At 41.2% G+C, this 24,773-nt stretch carries 18 protein-coding genes; 9 read left to right on the plus strand and 9 right to left on the minus strand.

Annotated elements, in window-relative coordinates:
* The first annotated feature begins 145 nt into the window (after positions 1-145).
* Positions 146-2,194: a TonB-dependent receptor plug domain-containing protein gene (locus ACRWQM_RS00870; RefSeq protein ID WP_434930945.1), complete on the plus strand. Its 2,049-nt coding sequence runs from the start codon at positions 146-148 to the stop codon at positions 2,192-2,194.
* A gap of 124 nt (positions 2,195-2,318) precedes the next feature.
* Here ACRWQM_RS00870 and ACRWQM_RS00875 read toward each other — a convergent pair whose 3' ends face one another.
* Positions 2,319-2,849 carry a response regulator transcription factor gene (locus tag ACRWQM_RS00875; RefSeq protein WP_434927502.1) on the minus strand — a complete coding sequence of 177 codons (531 nt, stop codon included), beginning with the start codon at positions 2,847-2,849 and terminating at the stop codon, positions 2,319-2,321.
* Positions 2,842-4,122: a sensor histidine kinase gene (locus tag ACRWQM_RS00880; protein WP_434930946.1), complete on the minus strand. Its 1,281-nt coding sequence runs from the start codon at positions 4,120-4,122 to the stop codon at positions 2,842-2,844. The genes ACRWQM_RS00875 and ACRWQM_RS00880 overlap by 8 nt, the downstream gene beginning before the upstream one ends.
* A 280-nt stretch (positions 4,123-4,402) precedes the next feature.
* On the opposite strand from ACRWQM_RS00880, the gene ACRWQM_RS00885 reads away from it, so the two are divergent.
* Complete coding sequence (locus tag ACRWQM_RS00885) at positions 4,403-4,975, plus strand: cytochrome b/b6 domain-containing protein (RefSeq protein ID WP_434930947.1); 573 nt, start codon at positions 4,403-4,405, stop codon at positions 4,973-4,975.
* A 53-nt stretch (positions 4,976-5,028) separates the two neighbouring features.
* Here ACRWQM_RS00885 and ACRWQM_RS00890 read toward each other — a convergent pair whose 3' ends face one another.
* Positions 5,029-8,049 carry a bacteriohemerythrin gene (locus ACRWQM_RS00890; RefSeq protein WP_434930948.1) on the minus strand — a complete coding sequence of 1,007 codons (3,021 nt, stop codon included), beginning with the start codon at positions 8,047-8,049 and terminating at the stop codon, positions 5,029-5,031.
* A gap of 203 nt (positions 8,050-8,252) precedes the next feature.
* On the opposite strand from ACRWQM_RS00890, the gene ACRWQM_RS00895 reads away from it, so the two are divergent.
* The 5 genes from ACRWQM_RS00895 (at position 8,253) to ACRWQM_RS00915 (ending at position 17,003) form a co-directional block, all read left to right on the plus strand.
* Positions 8,253-10,616: a Tex family protein gene (locus tag ACRWQM_RS00895; RefSeq protein ID WP_434930949.1), complete on the plus strand. Its 2,364-nt coding sequence runs from the start codon at positions 8,253-8,255 to the stop codon at positions 10,614-10,616.
* A 184-nt stretch (positions 10,617-10,800) separates the two neighbouring features.
* Positions 10,801-12,468: a phosphoethanolamine transferase gene (locus tag ACRWQM_RS00900; protein ID WP_434930951.1), complete on the plus strand. Its 1,668-nt coding sequence runs from the start codon at positions 10,801-10,803 to the stop codon at positions 12,466-12,468.
* Positions 12,469-12,560: 92 nt separating this feature from the next.
* Positions 12,561-13,235, plus strand: coding sequence for a response regulator transcription factor (locus ACRWQM_RS00905; RefSeq protein WP_434930952.1), 675 nt, complete (start codon positions 12,561-12,563; stop codon positions 13,233-13,235).
* Positions 13,235-14,698, plus strand: coding sequence for a sensor histidine kinase (locus ACRWQM_RS00910; protein ID WP_434930953.1), 1,464 nt, complete (start codon positions 13,235-13,237; stop codon positions 14,696-14,698). The genes ACRWQM_RS00905 and ACRWQM_RS00910 overlap by 1 nt, the downstream gene beginning before the upstream one ends.
* Before the next feature lie 292 nt (positions 14,699-14,990).
* Positions 14,991-17,003 (plus strand): LTA synthase family protein, encoded by a 2,013-nt coding sequence (locus ACRWQM_RS00915; RefSeq protein ID WP_434930954.1) that lies wholly within the window; start codon positions 14,991-14,993, stop codon positions 17,001-17,003.
* A 107-nt stretch (positions 17,004-17,110) separates the two neighbouring features.
* On the opposite strand, the gene ACRWQM_RS00920 is transcribed toward ACRWQM_RS00915, so the two are convergent.
* Both ACRWQM_RS00920 and bioH read right to left on the minus strand, forming a co-directional pair.
* Positions 17,111-17,611, minus strand: coding sequence for a hypothetical protein (locus ACRWQM_RS00920; protein ID WP_226412631.1), 501 nt, complete (start codon positions 17,609-17,611; stop codon positions 17,111-17,113).
* Between the two features lie 94 nt (positions 17,612-17,705).
* Complete coding sequence (gene bioH, locus ACRWQM_RS00925; protein ID WP_434930955.1) at positions 17,706-18,491, minus strand: pimeloyl-ACP methyl ester esterase BioH; 786 nt, start codon at positions 18,489-18,491, stop codon at positions 17,706-17,708.
* A gap of 30 nt (positions 18,492-18,521) precedes the next feature.
* Between bioH and ACRWQM_RS00930 the strand changes: the two genes are divergently transcribed.
* Both ACRWQM_RS00930 and nfuA read left to right on the plus strand, forming a co-directional pair.
* Positions 18,522-19,427, plus strand: coding sequence for a ComF family protein (locus tag ACRWQM_RS00930; RefSeq protein WP_434927492.1), 906 nt, complete (start codon positions 18,522-18,524; stop codon positions 19,425-19,427).
* Positions 19,428-19,709: 282 nt separating this feature from the next.
* Positions 19,710-20,288: a Fe-S biogenesis protein NfuA gene (gene nfuA, locus ACRWQM_RS00935; protein ID WP_434927491.1), complete on the plus strand. Its 579-nt coding sequence runs from the start codon at positions 19,710-19,712 to the stop codon at positions 20,286-20,288.
* A gap of 52 nt (positions 20,289-20,340) precedes the next feature.
* Here the strand turns inward: nfuA and ACRWQM_RS00940 are convergent, their stop codons facing one another.
* The 4 genes from ACRWQM_RS00940 to menC all read right to left on the minus strand — a co-directional run bounded on the left by ACRWQM_RS00940 (position 20,341) and on the right by menC (position 24,765).
* A complete protein-coding gene (locus ACRWQM_RS00940; protein WP_434930956.1) occupies positions 20,341-21,399 on the minus strand; it encodes a PepSY-associated TM helix domain-containing protein in 1,059 nt (352 codons plus the stop codon).
* 303 nt (positions 21,400-21,702) lie between these two features.
* Positions 21,703-22,188: a DUF3465 domain-containing protein gene (locus ACRWQM_RS00945; protein ID WP_434927489.1), complete on the minus strand. Its 486-nt coding sequence runs from the start codon at positions 22,186-22,188 to the stop codon at positions 21,703-21,705.
* 70 nt (positions 22,189-22,258) lie between these two features.
* A complete protein-coding gene (gene menE, locus ACRWQM_RS00950) occupies positions 22,259-23,731 on the minus strand; it encodes an o-succinylbenzoate--CoA ligase (RefSeq protein WP_434930957.1) in 1,473 nt (490 codons plus the stop codon).
* 8 nt (positions 23,732-23,739) lie between these two features.
* Complete coding sequence (gene menC, locus ACRWQM_RS00955) at positions 23,740-24,765, minus strand: o-succinylbenzoate synthase (RefSeq protein ID WP_434930959.1); 1,026 nt, start codon at positions 24,763-24,765, stop codon at positions 23,740-23,742.
* Between the last annotated feature and the right edge of the window lie 8 nt (positions 24,766-24,773).

The following is a 24,773-nucleotide window of genomic DNA, read 5'->3' on the forward strand; positions in this document are numbered from 1 at the left end:
AACATTATTTTCTCGCCTTCTTATCGCAAAGTTTGATAAATAGACTCTAGGCTGCGACACCTTGTCGCAGTTTCCGCTTTAGCTTTTGTCTCCCCCTATTGTCGCAGGCACAATTGCACTACAACTTATCTACAAAAACAACAACATGAATGTAAAGTTTTCAATATTAACCGCTGCAGTTTTGTCTGGGCTCTTTAACGGTCAATCTTTTGCTGATGAAATGGAAATTATCACCATTCAGCATAGTGATAATTACGCTGTTGCTTCTGCTTCAGACAAGGCATTAGCCGCCAAAATTGATGTAGGCGATTTATTTAAGGTGTTACCCGGAGCGTCAATTAATGGCAATGGTCCGTTAACGGGAATTGTGCAATACCGGGGTTTGTCTGGGGACAGAGTTAACACTCAAATTAATGGTGCTAAATTGGCTGGAGCAGGTCCTAATGCTATGGATACCCCCTTAAGTTATGCCAGCTTGATTATGACTGAACGGGTAGATTTGTATCGGGGTATCGCGCCTGTTGCTAGTGGTATTGATACCATGGGCGGCACAGTTAACGTTTTAGAGTCTAGCGCCGAGTTTGATGTGGTTAATGGTAAAGCTGCCGGCCAGTATCAAGATAATGGGCAACGTGGTTACTTAGGGGCAAAAGCTAATTTGGCGAATAAAGACCATGCTTTATTGGTTTATGCTGATGCATTAAATGGCAATGAAGATGTTAAAACAGCTAGCGGCAAGCGTATTCACCCCACTGATTATAAAAAACAAATGTTGGGTGGCCAATACAAGTTTAATTTAAGTGACTCTGCCGGCCAGGACGCGTTTATTGGTGTGGGTTATCAACATCTTGAAACAACCGATGCGGGCACGCCAGCATTACCCATGGATATTGGTTTTATTCGCACAGATCGGGTTAATGTTGAAGGTTTACAGCAACTAGCCGACTGGCAACTTGATTGGCACTTAGCCTATTCTGATGCGCGTCATGGAATGGACAACTTTAGTCAACGTAAGTTAATGCCAACCATGGGCGCGCGTTATAACAATGCTGATTCGACCAGTTTTGATGGTGCAGTAGCATTAAGTAAAGATAATTGGCAGCTAGGTGTGGATGTACAAATGGCCAACCATGACTCTGTGATTACTAATCCTACCCAGGCTATGTTCAGTGTCGATAACTTTAATGATGTAGAAGATAATCGCTACAGTGCTTTTGCCCAGTGGGACCAGAAAATCAACCATTGGCAAGTTAGTCTTGGTGCGCGTGTTAAACAATATCAAGCGAATGCGGGTGACGTACATCATTCAATGGCAGCCAATATGCCCGCTATTAATATGCTGATGACGCAGTTTAATCAAGCCGATAAAAGCCAATCGCAAACCGGCTTTGATGCAGTGGTGGATGCAAGATATGAAGTCAATAATGAGCTGTCTTGGATTGTAGGGCTGGCTCGCAAGCAATCTAGCGCCTCTTATCAGCAACGGTATTTGTGGGTACCTATGCAGTCTACCGGTGGTTTAGCTGATGGTAAAACCTACGTAGGACAAATCGATTTAGACCTTGAAACCGCTTATCAAATTGAACTGGGTAGTGAGTATCGCTGTGAAGGTTTATCTATTCTTCCGCGTATTTTTTACCATAGTATTGATGATTATATACAAGGTGTAAGCGCAACCAGTTCTACAGTGATAATGGCAGGAGCTATGGTGGGTGATAATCAGCCTATGCAGTTTGCCAATGTCGATGCAGATTTAATGGGAATGGATATCAACGCTGCGTATGCGTTTAACTCACTTTTTTCAATCGATATGGTAGCCAGTTATGTTGCGGGTGAACGTCGCGATATTGACGATAATTTATATCGTATTGCCCCAGCCAATATTAATGTCGGATTAAACTACGAATCACATTCCTGGTTTGCAAGATTAGAAACCTTAGCGGTAGCGGCACAAAATAAAGTGTCCCAAAGCCAATTAGAACAGCGCACGTCAGGTTATGCGGTGGTGAATATGCTAATGGGATATGAAGCTCAGTCTTGGTTAATAAAAGCCGGCGTCAATAATGTTTTTGATATTGAATATCAAGACCATTTGGCGGGATATAACCGGGTTATGGCAAGTGAAATTTTACCGGGTGAGCGTATGCCAGGGCTGGGTATACAAGCATGGTTAGCGGGAGAATATCGCTTTTAATACTTAATCATTTCAATCGTTTGGTTGAGTACCACACTTTGTCGATGACGACCCACTTTCGCATCTCTGCCAAGAATGAAAGTGGGTATTTTTTTTGCTACTTTTTATTGGAATTTAACTTAAGTTACTGATTTACTGGTTTTTTTAGCAGTTTTCGCTGTAATGTGCGCCTATGCATGCCTAATTGCCTTGCTGTTTGCGACACATTACCATTATTAGCGTTCAGCACTTGCTGAATGTGTTCCCACTCTAAACGTTTGGGGCTAATGGGCTGGTCTACTATGGGATTTTGGTCAATTTCATACTGTTGTTTAGCAAGGGCTTTTAATAATGTTTGGGTGTCTACCGGTTTAGATAAATAGTTGTCAGCGCCTAAACGGATCGCCTCAACAGCGGTGGCAATACTGGCATATCCGGTAAGAAACACGATCGTCGATTTAGGTAATAACTGGCGTAAAGGATTGACTAAGTTAAGGCTATTGCTGTGCTCAAGTTTCATGTCGAGCAGAATATGGCTAGGTAAATGTAGCCTCGCCAATAATAAGCCTTGGCTAGCGTCATGGGCTACGACGCATTCAAAGCCGTGCTGTGTCATACGCCGATGAAGAATGTTAGCCAGCGTTGTGTCATCTTCAATAATCAGCAATTTATGCATGGGTTTCTGCCTGCAACAAATCTGGCGTTATCGCTAAACTTGGTGCTATGGGTAAGCGTACCTGTGCCAATGTGCCGCCCTGTGGATGATGGTGCAAGGTTAAACTTCCGCCCAGTTTTTCTAAGCTTGCGTGACTGAGTAATAAAGCCACCCCCATTCCTTTTGCGTCGCGAATGATGTTTTGACCTATTTGGGCTATTAAGTCGGTAGAAATACCTGCGCCGAAATCGCGAATGTTTAAGTGACATTGTTGGTTGTCGATTGACACAGATAACTCGACTTGGTAATCAGCGTTATTTTCTTTACTGGCTCTGGCTGCATTGTCAATTAATGACATTAAAGCGGGTAAAAGGCTGGTATCCATATTGATTATCGTATTTGTGTCGATATTCACTTTAGTGGTTAAGGTCACTTCAGGCATTAATAACAATACTTGTTGGGTTAATATTTCTAATAGTGAAGTTAGGGCAATATGGGATTGTTGATTGTCTCGTATTGACTGAGTTGCGGTGCGTAAATCCGTTAAGGTTAATTCACAGCGGCCTAAAGCATGTTCAATATCGGGCAGAATATGGAACATGGACTCACCTTCGTGCAGTTCATCGACTAATAAGCGCAAACTGGCTAATGGAGTCGCAAGTTGGTGAGCCATTTGTGCCGACGCAGTACCTAGTGCTAATAACTTTTCTTGGCGTAATTGAGCCTCTCGTAAAATGCCCAGTTCTGCTTCTTTTTGACGAATTTTACGGGCGATAAAGGCAATGCTGGTGGTCACAATTAATGCTGATATTAAAAAGTTAAACCACATGCCCAAAAAGTGTGAACGCATATCCATGGTGTGGTTGCCCATGTTGTGCTCTGGCATGACAAAAATCATCAAGCTATAACTGGCGGTAGACAACAAGGTTAATATCCAGGGCGCCCATTGCGGTAATGCCACGGCGGCTACGGCAATAGGTAATAATAACAATGAGATAAAAGCGTTGGTTGCGCCGCCAGTAAGGTATAACCAGGCGGCCAGTAATAGTGAGTCTATTATGAGTGATGCAAATATCAATAAGGTATTATGCAGGTAATATTTTTTGAAAAAGACGCTTAAACCAACATAAATAGCTTCCACTGTGAACAACAGATAAATCATGCTCGGCGGCGACGATAGGCCAAACAAATCAGCGGCAAAAAAGGTTAACCCTATTTTGAGCAGTAAATATACTAATCTGAGGTGGGTGTGATGGCTATTGCTCAGCCAGCTTTGTCGTTGAGGTGTTGGCAAAAATACAATCCTTTTAAGCCTAGTGATAAAAATGCACTCACTTATTGGGCAGATACAAACGTTTTAACTCGAACAAAATTCAACCAGCAAAGATCAACAGGCCTAATAGATAAATATGCTGGGTGTGTCTCACATCATAATATTATTTTGCGGTTTAATGAACTTATACCAATTTCATAAGCGTTACTTAAGTTTCGGTTATCACAATAGTTAAATATTATCGCTCACTGATATTTAATCATCAGTGTTTAGGCTTACTTGTATTACTTCGAGGTTAATTATGAAAACATCACATGAGTTTCCGCTGGTTCACCGATTAATCCATTGGGGCTTAGCTTTTGCTATGCTGGTGATGTTGCTGACAATATTTTTGCGCTTGGGTTGGATGGAAAAAAATCATATGGCGGCGATTATTCAGCAGGGCTTAGCCAAAATTTCAGTGACTATTGATAGTAAGCAAGCGGTGAGTATTGCCAAGATGATCCGCGGTGAAATGTTCCAGTGGCATATTTACTTTGGGTATGCCGTTGGGGTGTTCTTATCGGCACGCTTTATTTATATGGCAAAATGTGGCTTGCATTATTTATCGCCCTTTAATCCGTTGGCAAGCATGCAACAAAAAATGCAAGCATGGGTTTATTGGTTATTTTATCTTGGGGTGAGCGCTTCGATGATAACGGGTTTATTACTTAAATTTGGCCCTGAGTCGATTGAAGAATTAGCCGAAACTGTGCATAAATTAGCCTTGTGGTATTTCATCCCGTTCATTGTGCTTCACTTAGCCGGTATTGTGTTTGCTGAAGCTGGACATGACAAAGGCATAGTATCGAAAATGATTGGGGGTAAGTCGTAAGTTTATTATTAGCCTAGCCTAACGGTTTACTTTAATGGTTAGGCTAAGCGAATTTATGACAAGACTAAATCACATTCCTGTATATTACTGATTAGTTGTTCAATTTCGCGAATGGGCATAGGTTTACTGAACAGATAACCTTGAAAATGAGAGCATCCTATATCGAGCAAATAGCGTTTTTGTTCGATGGTTTCAACCCCTTCTGCAATGACTGAAAATCCTAAGCTGTCAGCCATGGAGATGATGGTTTTCACAATTGATTGGTCGCTTTGATCGGTTAATAAGTCATCAACAAATGACCTATCAATTTTTAATTGTGACAAGGGTAGCTTCTTTAAATACTGTAAAGATGAGTAACCTGTACCGAAGTCGTCTAATGAAAACAGGATCCCCAGTCTGCCTAAGGCATTCATTTGAATGATGGTATTGTCTATATCATCGAGTAATAGTGACTCGGTTAATTCCATCTTTAGTTTAGTCACATCAATGTCGTAATGGTTAATCATTTTAATTACAGTATCGACAAAGTTTTTTTGACGGAATTGCTTGGAACTGACATTCACGGCAATGGTTAAATGCTTAGTATCACATTGTTGTTGCCATTGTTTTAGCTGTGCACAAGCGGTTTCTAATACCCATTGGCCTATTGGTAAAATCAACCCAGATTCTTCGGCGTAGGGAATAAATTCTACGGGGCCAACAATGCCTTTAGTTGGATGTTGCCAGCGTATTAATGCTTCTACACCCACAGGTTGCTGATTTTGGTCTACTTGTAGTTGATAGAAAAGTTTGAATTGGTGTTGTGTTACCGCCTGGTGCAGTTCAGCTTCTAACGCTGCACGCTTACTGATTGCTTCTTGCATTTTGGGGTCAAAAAAACGCACCGTATTTCTACCCGCTAGCTTAGCTTGGTACATGGCAATGTCAGCTTGCTTCATCACTTCTGAAGTGGTGGTTAAGTGATCCTTAAACAACACCACACCAATGCTGGTAGTGCAATTATAGTGAATGTCGTTGAGCTGAAATACGTCATTCATTCTGGTCAAAATAGTGGTACAAATAGTGGTTGTTTTTGATGCCGCAATAATATCTTCTTCATCAAGCCCTTCTAATATAATGACAAATTCATCACCGCCTATTCTGGCCAGGGTATCTTCTTTTCGTATGCAGTCACTTAATCTGGTAGCAATTAATGTGAGCAATAGATCACCTACATCATGACCGTGGGTATCATTAAGCATTTTAAAATGGTCGATGTCTAAAAACAGTAATGCATTATTTTTATGGAGTCGTTTATTGGAAATAATGACTCTGCTTAGCCTATCTAGTAATAGGCGCCGATTGGGTAGCTCAGTCAGTGGGTCGTAAAAGGCTAATTGTTGTATTCGGTGTTCATTATTTTTACGTATGGTCATGTCATTGATAGTGACAACATAATTTGTAATACATTGATTCTCATTGCGGACAGCATCGATAAATAAATAAGCTGGAAAGGTAGAGCCATTTTTATGGTTATGCCATATCTCACCCTCCCAATTATCGGTTTTAACAACCTTATTCCACATCTCATTATGAAAATTGTCATCGTACAGCGCAGCATTAAATAAGTTAGGTTGCTTGCCTATTAGCTCTTCTTCTGGATAGCCAGTAATCGTGCTAAAGGCCTTGTTTACTTGTAAAATAGCTCGATTAGTATCAGTAATGAAAATTCCTTCATTCGACTCAAATACCTTGGCCGCTAAACGAAGTTTTTGTTCCAACTGTTTACGCTCAGTAATATCAGATATACCTGTGATGTAACCGACCACTTGCTGCTGCTCATCAAAATCGGGGACGTATTGGACTAATAATTCCTGTGCAAACAAGCATAAGTCATAGGTCACAGAAACCCCTGACAGCACCTTATCAATATGTTGACTAATTTCTTGGTAAATTATTTCCCCAAAAATGCTTTTCACCGGCTGACCCACAATGTCATCAGGTTTTAGGCCAAACAAGGCTGCATAAGGTTGCGTCGCATAAATAAACTCTTGCTGCTTGTTGCATCTGGCAATATAAAAAGGCGAATTGTCGTTAATGAATTGCAATTGTTGCTGCTGCTCGATCAGCTTTATCTCTGCGTTTTTAAATGCGGTAATGTCTTGGGAAAACCCCGATATTGTATGTGATTTACCATCAGGACTTGCGATACGTTTACCACGGCATTCTATCCATCGAGTTGTACCATCACTGGGGCGAGTTATAGGGTATTGAATGTGATGTTCGATGCCCGTGTTATAACAGGACTTTATCGACTCAATTAAAGTGTGCTGATATTTAACGGGGATCAACTGACAAAGCATTTCTAGACAAGGTTGTTGATCTTTTGATAACCCAAATAAGCTATACATTTGATCAGACCAATGCAGCGGTGATTGTAAATCGACTAAATCCCAGTAGCCAACCTGAGCATAGTACATTGCTTCTTCAAAGCGTTTTTCGCTATTGACCAACTGATGCTGAATGTCATGGTTCAGTCTTGTTTTACGCATCAGGTGCAAGGTGTTAGTTGATAAATTAGCATAGCTGGACAAAATGACATTGATAAGGCGTCGAGTTGACCCTTGCATTTGCTGTTGTGAATGGACTTTAGCCTCTTTTAAAGGTACTCCCTGTTGCAGCATCATGACTAGGATTGCCATGTAGCGGTCACTTTCTAAAATATGGGATGCTAACCATTGCGTGAGGAAAGATATCATTTGCTCGAGTAAAGCATCAGATGGCGTTGTAGTGAGTTGAGTTTGCAGGGTAATGACCTGCTGAACAAAATCATCATGGCCTAATTTGTGGTTTGTACTGAGTTGATGATTGGGCAAGTATTGATGCCAGATATCTTCTTCAGTTTTAAAGTGGTAAACAGTGTAATTAATTAGCTCTTGGAATACGGCATTCATATCTATCACTGAAGTGCCAAATACCGCCTGATTTGCCAGGCGATTTAAAATGATGACTAATTTTTTATGCTGTTCATCGATTTTTGCTAATCCTGTGCAAAAATTTTCATTCCATGGAAAAATATCTATCGATTCAGTCACTATGCCACCAATTAAATTCTGGTATCTCTAAGTAATCAGTATAGTTGTACATTTTACACTTGTGGATGAATTTTAATTTTCCTGACAATTGTTGTGATCAATTTCTACGGTTTCGTAAAGTAAAAATCATGTTCAATATCTAATTTTATGCGGTTTGTGGTATGGTGAGGCAATTTTAAAATTTAAGCCTATAAACATCTGCTATGCATAATATTGCCCAAATAATTGCCCAAGAATTGAATGTTCGCCAACAACAAGTCGATGCCACTATCGCCTTGCTTAATGATGGTGCCACAGTGCCCTTTATTGCTCGTTACCGTAAAGAAGCTACCGGCGGATTAGATGATACTCAGTTACGGCAGCTTTACTCCCGTTTAGGGTATCTAACCGAGATGAGCGACCGACGTCAGGTAATTTTGTCTAGCATCGACGCACAGGGTAAGTTAACTCCAGCGTTAAAGTATGCAATCGATGAAGCCGACAGCAAAACTCGCCTTGAAGATTTATATTTGCCTTATAAACCTAAGCGTCGTACTAAAGGGCAAATAGCCATTGAAGCTGGCATTGAGCCATTGGTCGATATATTGCTTGCCGATCGCAGCGCAGATGCTGACGCTAAAGCCGCCGAATTTATTAACTCTGAAGCCGGTTTTGCAGATGCAAAAGCTGTGCTGGATGGCGCACGTTTTATTTTGATGGAACGCTTTGCCGAAGATGCTGATCTGGTCCTTAAAATTCGTAACCATTTAGCCCAACAGGCTGTGTTTGAAAGCAAAGTGGTTAAAGGCAAAGAAAAAGAAGGCGCTAAGTTCCGCGATTACTTTGAACAAAGTGAAAGAATCACTAAAGTGCCATCACATCGCGCCTTAGCTATGCTTCGTGGCCGTAATGAAGGTATTTTAAGTTTAAGCATGAATGCCGACCCTGATACTGAAGCCAAACAAGGCAGTTATTGTGAAGTAATTATTGCCGACCATTTCAAGCTTAAACTCACAGATTCAAGTGTCGAACAATGGTTAAAAACCGTTGTTACCTCGACGTGGCGCATTAAAATTGCGTTACAAATGGAAACTGAATTTATTACTAAAATGCGTGAAAGCGCCGAAGAAGAAGCGATTAAAGTCTTTGCCCGCAACTTGGGTGATTTGCTTATGGCTTCGCCTGCGGGCGCAAAAGCGACTATGGGGCTAGACCCTGGTATTCGTACCGGTGTGAAGGTTGCTATTGTTGATAACACCGGCAAGTTAGTTGCCCATACAACGGTTTTCCCGCATGCGCCACAAAATCTGTGGGACAAATCAATAAAGACATTATCCAATCTGGTTGGTATGCATAAAGTGGACATTATCGCGATAGGTAATGGCACTGGCTCGCGTGAAACCGACAAGCTGGCAGGTGAGTTAATTGCGGCGGTAAAAGAAAGCCGTCCAACTCTAACTAAAGTCATGGTCAGTGAAGCGGGTGCTTCTATTTACTCGGCTTCCGAATTTGCCGCCAATGAATTTCCCGATTTAGATGTGTCGATTCGAGGCGCGGTGTCAATTGCGCGTCGTTTACAAGACCCATTAGCCGAGCTAGTTAAAATTGAACCTAAAGCCATTGGTGTAGGGCAATATCAACATGATGTTAGCCAAAGCCAGTTATCGCAATCGCTTGAAGCTGTGGTTGAAGACTGTGTGAACAGTGTGGGTGTTGATTTAAATATGGCCTCTGCGCCGTTATTGGCACAAGTGGCTGGGCTGAATAAAACCTTAGCGAAAAACGTGGTTGATTACCGTGATGAGCATGGCCAATTCACTAACCGTAAGCAATTATTGAAAGTGGCGCGTTTAGGGCCGAAAGCTTATGAGCAAGCCGCAGGATTTTTACGCATTCGCAATGGTGATAATCCACTTGATGGTTCAGCAGTGCATCCCGAAGCGTATTCAATTGTGGAGTCTATTGCCGCCGCGTCGAAACATGATGTTGCCCAATTGATTGGTAATGGCGAGTTATTAAAGGGCGTGAAAGCTGAGCTGTTTGTCACTGAATCATTTGGTTTACCGACCATTACCGATATTTTGGCTGAGTTAGATAAACCCGGGCGAGATCCGCGTGGTGAGTTTAAAACAGCCAACTTTAAAGACGGTGTTGAAGCGCTTAACGATTTAAAAGTGGACATGATCCTTGAAGGCGTTGTGACTAATGTGACTAATTTTGGTGCCTTTGTTGATGTGGGTGTTCATCAGGATGGTTTAGTGCATATATCGTCGCTAACCGACAAGTTTGTCAGTGATCCGCATACCATAGTGAAAGCGGGTGACGTGGTTAAAGTCAAAGTGATGGAAGTGGATATTGAGCGCCGCCGAGTCAGCTTAAGCATGCGCCTTGATGAAATACCGCAACCGGCTAATACAGACGGCAAGCCACAATTTATGGGTCAGCCTGGCAAAGGTAAACCTGCTCATAATAAAGGCCAAAAATCTGCGCATGCTGGTAGAAATGTTACACCGCCAAAAGTTAAAGTGCCGGCTAATGCCGCTATGGGTAATGCGTTCGCGGATGCTTTGGCTAAAATGAAAAAGTAATTTTGCTTGTATATATCATTCAGAAAGCGCTTATTAGTAAGCGCTTTTTTGTTTTTATGCCTGTTATAAACTGAAGTTTCACTGGGCAAGTGAACATTCAGTATTTCTTAAGCCATTCTTAAGTTTGGTTGTGGATGATACATTTAGGTAATTAAGAATATTAAATCATCATAATAGGTAAAGCATGTCGACACTTTCTAAACTATTTTTACGTATTGGCTCTCCTCAATTACATGTCACTAGCGTTATTATTCTATTGTCAGTTTATTTTGCTGTTGTGTTAAATTACCCAATTAATCAACGTATTTATGAATTATCAACAGAAGGCCATCTGCTGTTTAAGCTGTCTCCTGCTGTGCTGTTAACCGGACTATTCTTAATTATTTTCAGCATGTTTTCTATTTCTATTAAGTATGTGTTTAAGCCTTTTGTGACATTGTTATTAGTGTCGTCAGCCACGACCATGTTCGCTATGTTGTTTTATAATGTCATGTTTGACTATGGCATGATTGAAAATATCTTTGAGACTAATACTGGTGAGGCTTGGTCTTATGTGAGTTTACCCTCGGTGTTATTTGTCAGCACTTTGGGTGTTTTTCCATCATTATTATTGTTACGAACTCGGGTTATTCGGGCCGACAGTATCTTAAAAGGTGTCTTGCAACGTATTGGATTAGTTGTTATTGGCTTAGCACTTGTTGGTGTTGTAGCGTTATTTTTTTACAAGGATTACGCTTCTGTAGGGCGTAATAATCATTACTTAAATAAAATGATTAACCCAGCACACATTTTTAATACCGTTAAGTACATCAATAATACCTATTTAACAGAGCCATTAGTTTACAAGGCGCGTGGCACAGATGCCCACTTAGATGCCAAGAAAAACCAAAAGCCAACCCTATTTGTGCTGGTAGTAGGCGAAACAGCTAGGGCGGAAAATATGGCTTATTATGGCTACTCTCGAAACACCAATCCTTTTACTAAGTCGCTGGATATGATCAGTGTTGCTAATGTATCTTCATGTGGCACGGCAACCGCGCATTCATTACCTTGTATGATGTCTGATATGAATCGGGATAATTTTAAGCGAAATCAGGCTAATGCCCAAGACAATGTGTTAGAGGTATTACAGCAAGCGGGCATTGAAGTGACTTGGTTTGAAAGTGATGGTGGTGACAAAGAGGTTGCTAGTCGCATTACTAAGAAAGAGGTCGCCATAAGTGATAATAATCCGCTTTGCGATGGTCTAACCTGTTTTGATGCGGTTTTAGTTGAACAACTGTCAGCTCATATCAAAGCAAGCGCGGTAAATGACCTAGGGTCTACTTTGCAAAATCAATTTATTGCTTTGCACACTATTGGTAGCCATGGCCCGACATATTGGAAGCGTTACCCGAAAGAGATGGAGGTGTTTACGCCCGCTTGTAATCGCAGTGATATTGAAAACTGTACCGATGAAGAAATCGTTAATGTGTATGACAATACGATACATTACACCGATTATATTTTGTCTCAGGTTGTTAGTATATTAAAGCAGTATGAGTCTGAATATCAGGTTGCCATGTTGTATGTCTCTGATCACGGTGAGTCATTAGGTGAAAATGGTCTTTATCTGCATGGTACACCTTACGCGATAGCCCCAAGCCAACAAACTCATGTGCCTTGGCTGATGTGGTTGCCTGAAAGCTATACAGAAGCAAAAATGCTTGACCGGAAATGCATTGTTGAACAGGCCAGTAAAGGTGAACACTCACATGCCAATCTTTTTCATACTCTATTGGGTTTATATGGCGTAGAGACCCATTTAAGAAATAGCCAACTTGATATTAGCCATGGCTGTAAAGTGATTTAAGCAATGTAGATATATGAATCGACAGAATGCTGGCGCTTGAGATGTTCAGTGGTATACCTATAAATGCGTTAATGGAATAAGCAGGAAGATAGATGAAAGTGTTGCTAATTGAAGATTCTGAAGCGCTTCGTCGGGGGATCAGAGTAGGACTGGATCATTTGGGTTATACGGTTGATGAAACCGGTGATGGTTCTGAAGGCCTCAGTATGGCGCTGACAAATCATTATGACTTTATTATTTTAGACTTAATGCTGCCCAATGTAGATGGTATTAGTTTACTTAAAAGTATTCGTAAACTGGGCAACCAAGCCAAGGTGATTATCTTATCGGCAAAATCATTAACTGAAGATCGCGTCGCCGGTTTACTGGCTGGGGCTGATGATTACCTCACCAAACCTTTTTCATTTGACGAACTTCAGGCTCGTTTGGTTACCTTGGGCCGCCGCGGTGATCTAACCTCACATTCGAAAAATATACGATTGGGTGAGTTACTGCTTGATGATAATCAAAAGGTATTAATTTATAAGCAAACTACAATTGAACTGACTAAAAATGAATACAAAATTATCGAGTATTTATTTAACAACCCTAATCAAGTACTTAATCCTGAGCAAATAAGTGAAGCCGTTGTTGGCTCATTTAACCATTTATCTAAAAATACTATCGAAGCCCATTTGTCGGCCGTGCGTAAAAAAGCAAATCTAGTGGGAGCGACGTTACCGATAAAAAACAAACGCGGTTTTGGTTATTTTGTGGGTGAAGATTAATGACATCATTAGCTAATAACCTAGTTAATAGGATGACATGGGCGGTATTAATTATTGTGGTATTGGTATTTTTAGCCGTTGATATCATTATTGATAACTGGATTGATACCGAATTTGATAATGCATTAACCACCAAGTCGAACTACCTTAAAACCTTAATTAAAGTGTCGCCGGCAGGAGTCGAGTTTGATTTTGCGGGGGAGTTTATGCCTGAGTTTACTTTACCTGCCAAAGGGGAGTATTTTCAGCTGTGGCAAAATGGCGTTGTGTTCGAACGGTCTGAATCTTTAGCGCATTTTGCTCAAGCAAATCTAATAAAAGCCGATTTGGCTATTAATGGTCGTCAGTTTTTCGATGTGACCTTGCCAGATGGGCGTTCAGGAAGAGCAATGGTGTCTGTTTTTGAACCGCAGGTGCCTGATAAATATCAAAGTGTTATCACTGAAAATATCGCTCCCATGGTATTAACTGTGGCGCTGTCAGAAGAAGAGTTAAATCATATTCTGATTATTATAGATTCCAGTTTGGCAATTGGTTTATTGCTGGTTATTTTGTTCATGCGCTGGGCTGTGGTGAACTTGATTCACCGGGGTTTGCAGCCATTGAATGATCTAAACCAGGCGCTCAAAGATATCGACTTCCAGCAAGCTGAGTTAAAACTTCCTGCCCATTTTAAAGCGTTTATCGAAATTGAACCGATAAAAAATGAACTCAATAAATTTCTAAGAATCAATCACAAACATCTGCAGAATGAAAAACGGATCACCGCCGATATTGCCCACGAGCTTAAAACCCCGATCAGTGAGCTAATTAGTTTAAGTGAAATCTATATACGTTATCCCGACGACGAACGAATAGGCGTGAGCTACAAGCAAGATGTACTCAGCATCAGCTTAAAAATGAAAGATATAGTCAATAATTTATTATTACTGCAAAAGGCGTCTTCCGAAGGGTTGCAATTAAGCCAAACTTTGATTGATGTTGAAGCTTTTATTCAAAAAATCGTCGCTGAGTTAAATGCTTTGCGAAGCGGATCGTTAGCCAGAGTGAACGTCATCAGTGAGTTAAATGGAGTCATGTGCCAAACAGATGCGTTTTCGCTTCATACTGTACTGTATAACTTGATTGATAATGCACTGTTTTACAGCCCGCAGCAGTCAAAGGTTGATATTAGTCTTATTAAGCAAAAACAACCTGTTCAGGGCAACAAATCAGCGATGATAGTGATCACCATTGAAAATGAGTTACTTAATAGTATCAGTGATGATGATTTAGACCGTTTGACGCTCCCTTTGTTTCAAACCGAAAAGTCACGTCAACACCAAAATAGGCATGGGCTGGGTTTAGCTATTGTGGATAATATAGCCCAGGTGAATCAATACGCTTTTTCGTTTGGCCTCGTTGATACAAATCGAATCGCATTTACCTTTGCATTGCCAGTGATGGGCGATATTAGTGGCTGACAAGAGACAATGGGTTAAGTAAATGTGAATTTTATTAGTTTACAGTGAACTAATATTTATATTGAGCGTCAAATTTGAATCGAAATAATCATAAACAATGAGTTTTATTTTATAAGCTGACTGTAATCATTGAACAATATCGCATTAATCATTATTTGACACATGTTAGTATTCTGTTAACGTGCACGTCGCTGATTGCTGGTGTTAAAACCGATTGCTGTTATGACACAAAGTATCGTGCCATAGACATAAAGTATCCTAAAAATAACAGAATAATATATTGGAGTCATTAATGGGGTTATTTTCCCTCAAGTCGAATGTCGACTACATCAGATCATCTCGTTATCCCAAGCCACATAATATCTACAGTGCTATTTTGGTATTTGCGCTGATCATTTTAGCTGTGACTACATTGAGCCGTATTGGCTTATCACTGTGGCAACTTGAACGAGTTAATGATGCCCAAGGCTGGTCTGATATTATTTTCCAAGGTCTACGGGTTGATTTTGCAACATTGTGCTGGTTGTTCGGTATTGCAGCGCTTGGTACTGCATTATTTGCAGGTAATCATGCAATAGGGCGCTTGTGGGCACTGATTTTAAAAGTCTGGCTAACTCTTGGCTTGTGGTTAATCGTGTTCTTAGAAATATCGACGCCGTCATTTATTCAAGAATACGGCTTCAGACCGAATCGTTTATATGTTGAATACCTTATTTACCCTAAAGAAGTGCTGTCGATGTTGTGGGCCGGTCGAAAGGCTGAACTGATATTCGCTTTTGTAGTGTCTACAGCAACATTATATGCAGGCTGGCGCTTGTCTGACTATTTTACCCGAAATGTGCGTTCACCGCGGTGGTATTGGCGCCCTGTGATGGCCATTTTGGTTATTTGTGTCACTATTTTAGGAGCGCGTTCTTCTTTAGGTCATCGACCATTAAACCCTTCTTTAGTCGCGTTTTCAGATGATCCTTTAGTTAACTCATTAGTATTGAACTCGGGTTACTCACTCACTTTCGCCATTAAACAAATGAGTAATGAAGAAGAGGCCTCAAAGGTATATGGCAAGTTAGATGATCAAAAGGTTATCGATATTATTCGCCGTCAAAGTGGTCGTTCAGCACAAGCATTTACGTCAACTGACTTGCCAAGTTTGACCTTTAACCAGGCAACTTATCAGGGTAAGCCTAAAAACCTAGTGATTATTTTGCAAGAAAGTTTAGGCGCTCGATTTGTTGGCAGTTTAGGCGGGTTACCGCTGACACCTAATATTGATGAGTTATCCTCACAAGGGTGGTTTTTTGAAAACCTTTACGCCACAGGAACCCGCTCAGTACGGGGAATTGAAGCCATTACCACAGGTTTTACTCCAACGCCCGCTCGTGCGGTAGTTAAGTTGGGTAAAAGCCAAACTAACTTTTTTACCATTGCAGAATTATTAAAGCGTAACGGTTATTCAACCCAATTTATTTATGGTGGCGAAAGTCATTTTGATAATATGCGCAGCTTTTTCTTGGGCAATGGCTTTAGTCAAATCATCGATCAAAATGACTACAAAAACCCTGCATTTGTCGCATCTTGGGGCGTGTCAGATGAGGACTTGTTGTTTAGAGCCCATGACGAGTTTACCGCTATGCATGAGCAAGGTAAGCCATTCTTTAGTTTAGTGTTTAGTTCTAGTAATCATGACCCATATGAGTTCCCTGATAACCGGATTGAACTGTATGAACAACCGCAATATACCATGCACAATGCCGTGAAGTATGCGGATTACGCAGTGGGCGAGTTTTTCAAAAAAGCACAAAAAGCAGACTATTGGAAAGACACTCTATTTCTTGTGGTAGCTGATCACGATAGTCGTGTCGGCGGCGCTAACTTAGTGCCTATTTCACGTTTTCGTATCCCAGGACTGATTTTAGGTGGTGGGATTGAAGCCATACGTGACCCTAGAGTGGTTAGCCAAATTGACATGGCGCCGACGTTATTGTCTATGATGGGGATTTCAGACAGTTACCCTATGTTAGGACGTGATTTAACCCAACAAGCGGCAGATTGGCCGGGTCGAGCCATGATGCAATATGATAAAAACTTCGCCTTAATGGAAGGCAATGAAGTGACTATATTACAGCCAGAACAAGCTGCTAAAAGCTTTGTATATGATTTTGGTGCAGAAACACTAACGTCACGTGAACTAGATACCGAACAAGCCGAAAATGCACTCGGCATTGCATTGTGGGGTAGCGCTGCCTATAACAATCATTGGTTTACTTTGCCGAAACAAACTCAAACAGAGCAGCAGTCGCGCTAGTTATTCAGTCGCGCTAGTTATTCAGTCGAGTTAGTTGCCATGCAGTGAAAGTGTCTAGGCGTGAGATAGGTTAAGACGATAGTAGGTATAAGACGTCAGAGGGCGTCTTATACCGTATCAGGGATACTCGCAAGATTGGTCGGTGTGTTGTTTTGGCCATAATATTGGCTAACATGTTGCCTTACTTGCTGATAATACGCTGAGCTTTGCTTAGGCATTTCATCATTACGTACCGAAGACTTACTGCTTTGGGTTGTGCTTTGTTCAGCTTGGAGCGATTGTTTAATACGAATATCTTTACGCTGTATGGTTGGCGTGTTGTTTGCCACTATATTTAGCGGTTGTCCCTGTAAGCTTTTAGGTGCAACTAATTGTTGAACAATGGCTTCTCTTTGGTTTGCTGAACGCTGCTGTTGCTGTTTTTGTTCAACAATATTGTGCGCTTGAGTGCGTTCATTTTGTTGATTGTAAGCTCGCTCAGGATGATTCTTTGTCGGTTGCTGCGGTGGGATAATGGGCGGCTTTTGTTGATTATCCACCCGTGCAGAATCCGTCGCAACATTAGAGGTTACTATCGAAACTTGCGGGTAATGGGAATTAATCAACATACTCAATAACCTCCGCTCGGGATAATCTATATCTGAAGTTAATTTGTTTTTATGGCGGTTAAATTATAGCCAAAATTTAAGCGATATTAAAGTGCTAGCTGTTAATACCTTTAATCCAGTCACAAAGGTGTTCAATAAATAGGCTTGAATGTGAGATAAAAGGCGCATGGGATGCTTTGGCTAGGATAATGTCATCGATATTTTTAGCTTTTACTAGCATTTCAAGCCCACTTTTCGGCACTAAACTATCTGATTTCCCCCATATCCTCAACCAAGGTTGTTTGATAGCGTGTAATTGATAGCGCAAGTCGACCTCTGCCAGCATAGTTAACCCCTGCAGCAAACTGTCCTCACAGGGTAAGGGCTTAGCCAGCACCAGATGTTTTATCATTTGAATATCTGCTTTTGCTGTTTCACTGCCCATGGCTTGAATAGCTAAAAAGCGCTCAATGGTTTTAGGCAGGTTTTTATGTAACTGCTGTGAAAACTGAGATAATACCTGCGGCGCAATGCCTGGCCAGGGTTGCGGCTTTTCATCGGGCTGCGCCATAAAACAAGGGGACGATGCGACTGTAATTAAGGCTTTTATTTTAGTTGGAAATGTTAATGCTACTTGAGTGGCAACTAACCCGCCTAATGACCAGCCTAACCAAATTGCATTATCGGGTAATTGTGTTGCTAGCGCTGCAGCCCAGATATCAATGTCGCCCTCAATAGGGTCACTGTCGCCAAAACCGGGCAAGTCGACATAATGCACTCTATACTCAGACAGGGCCTGTTTTAAGGGTTCAAACACCGCACTATTGACGCCCCAACCGTGAAGTAACACGATATCTTGGCCATTACCTAGGGTATTGATATACAGTTTGGGGTTTGGCAATTTTTTAACCTCTATTTAAAGGAATGAATAGTGAACTCACTTAATAAGCAAGGATGCACGCAGCTATACAATCATCAACCTAAGATTAAACTCCAAAGTCAGTCTGCTGTTATCCCATTAACCGCCTTACATGCTAAAGGCGTTAGGTTATTAACCCATTTTAGTCGTTATATTCGTCGCAGTTTACCTAACCGCTGTTTACTGTGCCAGCAAAGGATTGAGCAGCAAGGCTATGCGAAGTTATTTGACGGTCAAGTACTCACTGGGGTATGTCAGCATTGTTTAGTGAGTGGTTTATATCAAACCGAAGTGTGTTTGGGGTGTGCTAAACCGTTAGTGCAATTACAAGAGTATTGCGGTCAGTGTATGGCAAGTTTGCCGATTAAAGTGATTGCGCCTTGCAGTTATCATCAAGGTTTAGGCCAACTGGTGAGTGCGATAAAATACCAGCGCCAAATAGCCGCTTTACAGGTACTGGCACAACAGCTGGCATACCGCATTCAACAACTTGTTAAACACGGTTTAATTGAGTTACCCCAAGTGATTATTCCTGTGCCATTACACTCAAATCGTTTACGTCAACGGGGCTTTAACCAGGCGTGGTTAATTGCCAAACAACTTAGTACGATGCTTGACCTGCCGTTAGATGATCAGTTTATTTTTCGACTTCAAGATACGCAGCCACAAGCGGGACTGAACGGAAAACAAAGACGTGACAACTGCCACCAAGCCTTTGCTTTGATGGCATCACTGGAACCTGACTTAGCATCAGAATTAGTACCTAAGCAATCTTGCTACCAACATGTGGCGCTGGTTGATGACGTGGTCACAACCGGAACGACGATTAATGAGATAGCCGCATTACTAAAACAACACCACATAGCTAGTCAAACATGGTGTTTAGCGCGTGCCGAGGCGCCTGAGTTACGCGGCTAAATCGATCAATATATTCGCTTAGAATGCTAGGCATAACACCATGCGTGGCAGGCTAATATAAAGAGCAAACGGTTTAGTTGGAACAAACTTTGACCACAAAAGTTCAACAACCCCTAGCGTAACTTTGATACTAGACATCTATTATTACCCATTAATGCAGATGATTTATTGTATTTTTTAATGATCAAACGATGAAGAGGGCTACAAAGAGAATGCAACACAGAGTATCATGGTGCTAATTCTCACTAATTTACTCAGGTATTACCTGACGGAGTAAGTTTTATGATCTCCATTTCCGAAGCAGCTCAGGCTCATTTTGTAAAATTATTAGCAGATCAAACCGAAGGCACGCATATTCGTGTATTCGTTATCAGCCCTGGTACCGCACAAGCAGAATGTGGTGTGTCTTATTGCCCACCAGATGCGGTAGAAGATGATGATATGGAATTACCGTTCAACGGGTTTAAGGCTATGGTTGATGAGAAAAGTGTGCCTTTTCTTCAAGAGGCCACCATTGATTATATTACTGATCAAATGGGTTCGCAGTTAACCTTAAAAGCACCAAATGCCAAAATGCGTAAAGTGTCTGACGACGCGCCATTAAAAGAACGTATTGAATATGTTATTCAGTCGGAAATAAACCCACAGCTTGCTAGCCATGGCGGCAACATTATGTTGGTAGAAATTTCTGCTGAGGATGTCGCCGTATTACAATTTGGTGGCGGCTGTAACGGTTGCTCACAAGTAGATATTACTTTAAAAGATGGTATCGAGAAGCAATTACTTGACCTTTTCCCTGGTGAACTTAAGGGTGTGCGTGACGTGACTGACCATCAACATGGTGATCACTCTTACGCTTAATCTCTGATTATTTTGATTTAAAACGCGCCTATAGGGCGCGTTTTTTGTTATATCAGGCTTTAGATTTAAATGTCCGTCGATAAAACGTTACTACACTAAACAATAAAATAAATGTACCAATTACAGATACGAAAGTAATGAATAGTACATAGCTAAAAGGCATATTCAGTGCATCATGGAGCGGTCTCACAAAGCTGGCTATTTGACCTGCAATCGGTCGGTCACTGTGCTTTAATGCGGACTGAATTTCACCTCGTTGGTAATTCATCGTAATGTTATCTGCTTGTCTTAACCAGACACTATTGCGGCTATCAAAACGTATGCTGTATTCTAAATCTTGTTCTGTAGCGTCTTGCGCCTCTGGTTGCCTTGGTTTACTTACCGCGACTAACAGTGAATCTGGCCACAGCTTCTGAGCGGTATCCAGTTGACTGTACCAGTCGTTTTCCTGGCTTTGCGGATAAGACACATTGGGTGCTTGCTGGTGTTGTAAATAATCCGTCCATAAGCCTTTGTAAGTGATCAAAAATCCACTTATACACAAAATAAATAACGGTAGTGAAATAAATAATCCTAGTTGAATATGGCTTTTCACTAAGCTGCTTGAACGGGTATCTTTTGGCACACTGTGTTTAAGCCTAAATCCACTGCGTACCCGCCACCATAAGTAAACCCCAATTAAGGTAATCACACCGCCAATGATTGCAGCCCATGCGTTGATATATTTGCCCACATCATCGAGTAAAAAATTTCTGTGTAACCAAAAAATTGTACTATAAAAAGGCACATTTTTAGATTCATGGATGGAGATTTCATTTAGATTATTATCTAACGCAATGCTTTTTCCACGGGTCGCAGCTTCAATAAAAGGTGAGTGCTCGGTTGGAAAACGTACCGTACTCATTTCAGGATAACGCTCAAACACAGTTTGGGTTACCTGTGCTTTTTCTGCTGTGTTTAGCGGCACAAATTGCTGGCCTTTATTGTCTAGGCGATTAAGCATATCCATGCTGCCAAGATAGACCCCTGTGGTTAAGACTATGAGCATAGTAATGCTAATAAAAAATCCTACCCAGTTATGAATCCATTTTAAAGCTGATACCACTTTCATAAATAACGTTCTCAGTTTTGATCGTGAAAAAGTCACGACTATTTAGTATTGCGTTTAATTTATGCGAATGATAATTAATATCGTTTAATTCATCAATTAAAGAAGTGTAAAGATGTGGGTAAATATGCAATAGCCAACAAGATTTTATCATTATTAACGAGCTACAGAGGGGATAGCAAAAAAGCAGTCAATAGCCTTTTTGACAAAAATAAATCTTTTATTAGCGATTGAACAAAACAGCCGAGATATTGGCAGTGAAGAGTTTTTTGGAGAGACACTTATTTACAGTCGGCGATTGAAGGCCTATTGATAAGTCTGGCCGTTATGCTGCAACCAACCACCAATATGACGACCATTTGGATCCTTGTGAGTCCAATGAACTACACCACCTTTATCATTCCATTCGTATTGGCCATGAAATACAATTTGATCGCCAATCGATATTGTATTTATCCGCGGCGCTAAGTCTATGTTATGTGCAATGAGTAACGTTTGACCTGATGATAACTGTAAAATAAATTTTTGATGACGCGAGCCCTGGTTGTCGTCAGCTAATAACTTGATTACTTTACCAGCCCCTTTGACTTGTACATTATTGCGCTTATTTTCATAGGCGTTTGCAATTACGTCTTGTGTTGCACTAACGCTAGCTGACTCATTCACACTAACTGTGCCAATATGAGTAGTGCTTTGTGCTGGAGTTTTAACTGATACCGCTGAGTTACTGCCAGTTAAAGATAATTGATAAATGGCCATACATATCAGTAAGAGAACAATTATTTTTTTCATATTAAGCTCTGTTTAGGGAATCGTTATTGTTAACTTAGGCAGCGACCTCTTTAAAATGAATGAGAAGCTACTACGGCTTAATTGCTGCTATGACTTGTTTTCTATTCAACTTTAAACCTATTGCGGCAATATTAGGCCAAATATACCAATGCCTCGGCCGTTTAAAACTTGCCAGCTTCTCACCGACCCAGTCAGCCAATTGTTTTTCAATATCAATCGGTAAGTCTGCTGTGGCATAGTCGATAATCGCAGCTGGGAGTAAACCGAACTTAGCATCAGGTTCACCAAAGACTATAGCGTTAACCACTAAAGGATGTTGCAGTAACACTGATTCAATTTCTTCTGGTTGGATATTCTCGCCACCACAGATAAACATGTTATCGACTCGACCTAATAATATCAGTTGGCTTTTTTCATTTAATTGGCCGCGATCCTGTGTGCAAAACCAGCCTTGTTCATCGACAGGTAAATGGAGCTGGTATTGTTGCTGTTGATTTATCTCTAGATAGCCTTGAAACAAACACTCACCCTTTACCCAAATAACCCCATCAACCAATTTTAACTGTCTATTAGGTAATGCACGGCCATGATGTTGCTGTAAATTAGCTTTGGCAGTGGTGATTTGCGAACTCATTTCTGTCATGCCATAGCTGGTATAAGTGTTCACTTTTTTCTGTGCTAATGATGCTATCAATGTAGCTTCGATAACCCCACCACCAAGTAATAAGGCTTTTAATCCGCTTAACGCCTGTGGCGCTTGCTGCAGAATTTGCAGCGCTTGTGTTGACACCATAGATACGTGGGTAACTGCTTCATCTTCAAGTTGCTGCGCCAATGTGATGTAGTTTGATTTAATCACAATACATGCACCAGCGAGGGCACAGCGATTAACTATTGCCAGACCACCAATGTGAAACAAGGGCAATGACAGTAACCAACGGTCGTTATTATGCAGCGGAATATAACGGCTTGAGCCCTGAGCACTGGCAATGTGATTGATTAACCCATGTACAGCCGCTTTGGGCGTGCCGCTAGAGCCCGATGTCAAAATGATATTAACCGGCTTGTGCGGGTTTACTTTTTGCACGGCATAAACGGGCTGACTATTGTCGAGTTGATGATCAGTCGTTACGTTTTGAGCTAAATCAATTAACGCTGGATGGCGCTCAAACGATACTATTTCGCTTTGTTGCCAAATAAAATGGATCTGAAAACGGCCAATTAGTTGCTCGATTTGGTTAACAGAAAAGTGGCCGTTGATGGGAAAAAATATGGCGCCAATTTCAACACATGCCCAATAAAGTGTCATGATGGCAAAGGTTTGCTGAGCTAAGTCGTGATTTGAGATTTTATTGGCGTTAACTGGTGTTGGGATAATGGTCGCAATAATAGTACCAGGCATTACCCCCTGTTGTAGCAAGTTAGCTGACAGCACAGAAATTTGTGCTGCCCAGTTTGCGTAAGTTATCGATGCTCCCTCAAGTAACACTGCAGTATTATCAGCGGACTGCCGCGCGGCTTGTTGAACTGGAGATAACATCATATCGCTGACTAGCCTTTAATCAGTTTGAGCTTATTTAGCTTTAATTGGCCATTTTCATCTAACAAACGCTGGCTAAATGCACTTAAGGTATCTAGCCCTGCTGGATTATCAGGGGTGAGTGCCTGGCTAATAAGGGCTAAATCAGCAATGCCGACATCAGACTCAAGGCTTGAGCTTAAAATACAACGCACACCTTGGTGATCGGCCAGGCTGACAATTTCTTGCATCTTACTGAGTGAGCCCAGTAACATGGGTTTTAAAATAAATGCCCCTATACCGGGTTGTTGTTGCAACAATTTCTCGAAGTCTAAATCTGTGGTTAGCAAAAACTCATCTAATGCGTATTTAATGCCGAGTTGTTGATACATTTTCAGGTTATCACTGGGTTGCTGGCAAGGCTCTTCAACGTATTCGATTTGTTTTTTAGGTAAACAGGCTAAAAAATCGACCGCCTGATTGAGGGTAAAACCGCGATTAGCATCAAGACGAAGCGTTAAACTGGGTTTACGTGCTAACACCTTATGGACAAAAGCAATTTCACTGTCCATGTCGGTTTGTGCCACTTTGATTTTTACACTGTGTATATGGCTTAAATCAGCCAGTTTTTGATCAATTACCGTTGTGGATAAACCTTGGTACAGCAAAGGGATATTTGCTTGAGTAATGACTCTAACGGGGAACTGTTGCAGGCATTTGGCCGCTAATACACTTAAACCAAATTGCACAGAAGGCAATAAACTTCTCTCTGCAGCCAGGGCGAGTTCAGTGATCTCTTGCCCTATTAACTGAGATTGAAGTTGGATCAGTTCAGCGCTAACTTGCGCGAGGGTTTCATGGCTAAATCCAGTCAATGGTAAACCTTCAATATCAATACCTGCAAGGGGAGATATTTCGGCAAAATATTGTTGGTTATCGTCCAGTGTCACGTTAACAATAATACCAATTCGATGATCAATGCGTTGTTTAGCAACAGGTAAAGGTACGGTTAAATCAATTTGAAATTGATACAATTCAAACGATGCGATCTTAGTCATAGGGCACT

Source organism: Shewanella sp. HL-SH5 (genome assembly GCF_051163755.1).
Lineage (GTDB): Bacteria > Pseudomonadota > Gammaproteobacteria > Enterobacterales > Shewanellaceae > Shewanella > Shewanella glacialimarina.